General features: G+C 34.4%; 6 protein-coding genes. 4 read left to right on the top strand and 2 right to left on the bottom strand.

What is annotated here, in order from left to right; all coding sequences use genetic code 11:
• Positions 1-391 (top strand): GNAT family N-acetyltransferase (locus CD122_RS00550; RefSeq protein WP_142381164.1); only part of this gene is annotated, 391 nt, incomplete at its 5' end.
• Between the two features lie 29 nt (positions 392-420).
• Here the strand turns inward: CD122_RS00550 and CD122_RS00545 are convergent.
• The gene (locus tag CD122_RS00545) at positions 421-708 is read right to left on the bottom strand and encodes a hypothetical protein (RefSeq protein ID WP_240624094.1); all 288 of its coding nucleotides are present in this window, start codon (positions 706-708) and stop codon (positions 421-423) included.
• A gap of 346 nt (positions 709-1,054) precedes the next feature.
• Between CD122_RS00545 and CD122_RS11725 the strand changes: the two genes are divergently transcribed.
• The 3 genes from CD122_RS11725 (at position 1,055) to CD122_RS00535 (ending at position 3,293) form a co-directional block, all read left to right on the top strand.
• Complete coding sequence (locus CD122_RS11725) at positions 1,055-1,162, top strand: type I toxin-antitoxin system Fst family toxin (protein WP_142381163.1); 108 nt, start codon at positions 1,055-1,057, stop codon at positions 1,160-1,162.
• Positions 1,163-1,563: 401 nt separating this feature from the next.
• Complete coding sequence (locus tag CD122_RS00540) at positions 1,564-2,613, top strand: ABC transporter permease (RefSeq protein ID WP_103357079.1); 1,050 nt, start codon at positions 1,564-1,566, stop codon at positions 2,611-2,613.
• A gap of 17 nt (positions 2,614-2,630) precedes the next feature.
• Positions 2,631-3,293, top strand: coding sequence for an ABC transporter ATP-binding protein (locus tag CD122_RS00535; RefSeq protein ID WP_103357078.1), 663 nt, complete (start codon positions 2,631-2,633; stop codon positions 3,291-3,293).
• Between the two features lie 59 nt (positions 3,294-3,352).
• Here the strand turns inward: CD122_RS00535 and CD122_RS00530 are convergent.
• Positions 3,353-4,439: MFS transporter (locus CD122_RS00530; RefSeq protein WP_103357077.1), on the bottom strand; the 1,087-nt coding region annotated here is incomplete at its 5' end.

Genomic DNA, 4,439 nt, shown 5'->3' with positions numbered 1-4,439 from the left:
GTTTTTACCATGGGTAAGGAATATATCCAGTGAAAAAGATACAAAGAATATAATTAAGGCATATAAAAAACTATTTCTTAATAATCAAGAGTATAGATTTTATATTTTTGAAAATAAAAATCATAATCTTATTGGATCAATTACCTTACGTAATATTGACGCTCTGTCTAAGCAAGCTGAACTAGGTTTTTGGTTAGATAAAGATCAAGTTGGTAAAGGATATATAGTTGAATCATTTAATGCCATTATTAAAGAACTGGACGCTATAGAAACTATTATAGCTAATACATCTATAGGTAACTGTAGGTGTATTAGAACGTTACAACGTTTAGGTTTTGATAAATTAGAAGAACATACAACTTATATATCATTTTCTATGAGAGTAATTTAAAATTTCGCTTCCAAAAGATTTTATATTAATCAGTCTGTAGAAATTATGGGAACACAATCCCATTCGAGCTTTATATCTCCCTCTTTTATATATTTTTCATATAAATGAGTTGTAACTTTTCCATCGTGACTAGTAAACCACGCTAAAGAAAGTTTTCCATATAGCTTTTCATATTTTTGTAACCAAGGTAGGTTTCCAAACCCCTTATTTTCAACATGGTCAACAAGATTACTGTTGTATTTTAAGCAAAACTCCTTATATGCCTCTTGATTTTTCAGTTTTTCATGCCATACGTCATCAACAATACATTTTGGCATGTAATACATTTGATCACTGTCTATTAGAGAAAAAATTTTTTAAACTCTAACTCTGCAGCTTGTTTTTTGATATCAATCATGATAATTTCCCCCTTTAATCATTATTTTGTTCTGAAAGTTCAGAAAAGTAAAGTTTTTGTGATTATTTATTTAAAATTTATAAATAAAAGTTTGTTTGGTATTAGGAGTACTTATTAAAAAATAAATTTTATAGATAAGAAAAGTAGTGATAAGCGTGTCAAAAAATGAAGAATGTCTGTTCGACTATAAAGTGTGTGAAAGTATATTATAAAAACAAGTCGTCTAACTCCTAGGCGTCAATTGGCGTAGAAAGGAGGGGAAGCTGATGCATGACTTGGTCATTCATATTGCGACTACGGTCATTAGTGGTTGCATTGTTGCGCTATTTGCTCACTGGCTGCGAAAGCGTGACGAACATAATAACAGACGATGAGCCAGGCCAAAAAGAAGCCCCACACTATTTGCGGTAGTGTGGGGCTTTTGGCGAAAGCCGATGCATGATTACCGTTATTATAACATAGTTTATATAAAAAGAAAAAATTGCGAAATTTAAGATTCTGTAGGAGAAGTACAGACGTAATATAAAGAATAGTAAAGTTTGTTAAGACTAGTACATCATTGAGTCACTGATTGATAATGAGCTGCTAAAAAAAGAAATCTTCCATAGTCTATTTCTTACCATATTACTAAGCAATTATACTGCATATCTATACAAATAAGTGGTAAGATGTATTTCATTGACTATTGTTATATCAACGTTTTCAACGAGATATTTATGATTATTTTATTAATTATAAGGGAATATTATATCTATACAATGAAAGAAGGGTGTTTATGTTTTTAGCGTGGAATGAAATTAAACGAAACAAATTGAAGTTCGGTCTCATTATCGGTGTGCTCATTATGATTAGTTACCTGTTGTTTTTACTGTCAGGTCTGGCAAGTGGCTTAATGAATATGAACAGAGAAGGTATTGATAAATGGCAAGCCGATGCGATTGTGTTGAATAAAGATGCGAATGAAACAGTGCAGCAATCATTATTTGACAAAAAAGAAGTTGCCGATGTTTATGACAAGCAAACGACATTGAAACAAATGGGTGTCATTGTATCGAACGGTGATAAAGAAGAAAATGCGTTGTTGTATGGTGTGACGAAAGATTCGTTCTTAATTCCTAAAATGTTGGAAGGGAAAAAGTTTAGTGCGGATAATGAAGTGATTGCCGATGAAACGTTGAAAGAAAAAGGGTTTAAGATAGGCGATACGCTGTCTTTATCGCAATCTGATGAGACGTTAAAAATTGTTGGTTTTAGCGAAAGTGCTAAATACAATGCGGCACCAGTCGTATTTGCGAATGATGCAACAATTGAAAAACTGAATCCATCTTTGAATGACAAAATGACAAATGCAGTTGTTGTGAAAGATAGTAACTGGGATCAGAAAATGATAAGTAGCGATTTAGAAGCGATTGAAATAGAAAGTTTTATTGAAAATTTACCGGGTTATCAAGCACAGAATCTAACATTAAACTTTATGATTTCATTCCTATTTGTCATCTCAGCAACGGTTATTGGTATCTTCCTTTACGTCATTACGCTACAAAAAACAAGTTTATTTGGCGTATTGAAGGCACAAGGTTTCACAAATGGCTATTTAGCGAAAATGGTACTGTCACAAACATTCTTAATTGCTGCGACAGGTACCGTGATTGGTTTGCTGTTAACGATTGCAACAGGGGTGTTTTTACCAGCAGTGGTGCCAATTAAATTCAATGCCATAACATTAGCAATCTATGCGGTAGTGCTTATTGCTGTATCATTAATTGGTAGCTTGTTCTCAATATTGACGATTCGCAAAGTCGATCCATTGAAAGCGATTGGGTAAAGGAAGGTGAAAATGACATGTTAGAATTTAAAAATGTAACGAAAGATTTTAAAGACGGAAATCAAACAATACAAGCGGTAAAACCGACATCTATTAAGTTTGATAAAAATGAGTTAATCGCAATTATTGGGCCATCTGGTTCAGGTAAAAGTACGTTTCTAACGATGGCGGGTGCGTTACAAACGCCAACATCTGGAGATATTTTAATTAATGACAAAGATATTTCTAAAATGTCTCAAAAAGCGCTTGCCCAAACGCGAATGCAAGAGATTGGGTTTATTTTACAAGCGACGAACTTGGTGCCATTTTTAACAGTTAAGCAGCAATTCAAGTTACTCGCAAAGCAGAAAAAAGACGTGTTGAGTGACGACGTTTATCAAAAATTAATGACACAACTCAACTTAGATGCGCTAGAAAATAAATTGCCGAGCGAAATATCAGGTGGTCAAAAACAACGTGTTGCAATCGCAAAAGCGTTGTATACGAAGCCCTCAATTATTTTGGCAGATGAGCCGACTGCCGCATTGGATACGGAAAATGCGATGGAAGTGATGCGCATTTTAAAAGAACAAACGAAAGAACAAAATAAAACGTGTATTGTGGTGACACACGATGAACGTCTGACATCTTATTGCGATAAGGTCTATCACATGGAAGATGGCGTTCTCAAGCAAGTATAAAATGAAAAAGCGTCGAGCATCGTAAGTGGGATGTTCGGCGCTTTACGTATTTATTGAAGCTATCTGTTTGAAAGAAGATTAATATTTTTAACATACAGTATGAGTGGAATGATCAGTATCGCACTACATAGAATAAAGGTAGCTTGGTAGCCGAGTTGTGAGATGACATAACCAAATAGAACACCGGATAAGATTTCTCCCATTGCACCAAATGCACCATTAAGAGAGAAGATGGTTGCCATACTTGTTGTTTGTCGGTTCATTTCTTGGTTTAGAGCATTATTAATGAGCGTATTCATTAAGTCGTCCATCACTGTAACTAAAGAAATACTGATAAAAGCCACGAGTTTTTTACCAATTGTTAAGCATAGAATCAAGATAATCGTTACACATGTAATGAATGTATGATAAATCTCAGGCAGTTGATTGAAGTGATGATCATACTTTGAAAAGAGATGTAAAACAATTAATAATACAATGCCACCCATCGTTGTAATCCAGCCAAACGCATGTGTATCTATATCAATATGTTGTGCGTACGGTTGCCAGTAGCGGTCAACTGTATCAATCACAAAAGCGAAGAAAAAGCTGGCGATAATAATATGAAAAGCTCTTTTGCTGTTAAATAATACCGTCGCTGCATTGTTAATAATTGCCCGTATAGATTCATGTGGTTGTTCAGAATCTGCTTGTACAATAGGTGTTACTTTTACAAATAGCAACATATAAACAGTTAAGATGATAGACGTAATGCCTGCCAACACAAATGGAATCGTGTGATTAAGTTGATACAAATATCCTGATAATGGCGAGATTAAAATAATAAAGAGTATGAAAACTTTTGTGTTATTGAACAGCGCTTGAGAAAACTGCTGAGATGGAATCGTGTGACTCAACCAAGATTCGAACGTACCTGAGAACATCGATTCCGAAACTGTCCAGGCAAGTAATATCAAGAGTAAAATCGAAAAGTGTGAGGCGAATGGAAATAATAGCCATGTCAGTGACAGACAAATAAATGACGTCACTAAGTTGAATTTAACGCCCAATTTATCAGAAATCGCGCCGGAAGGTATTTCAAAAATGAGTTTCATTACTTCAAAAATCGTTCCGATAATGCCAAGCCAAAAAAGATTATAACCTGAG

The organism is Staphylococcus rostri (assembly GCF_002902145.1).
Classification (GTDB): Bacteria; Bacillota; Bacilli; order Staphylococcales; family Staphylococcaceae; genus Staphylococcus; species Staphylococcus rostri.
The sequence above is the reverse complement of the archived record's forward strand: the minus strand, read 5'-3'. Positions and strand labels throughout refer to the sequence as shown.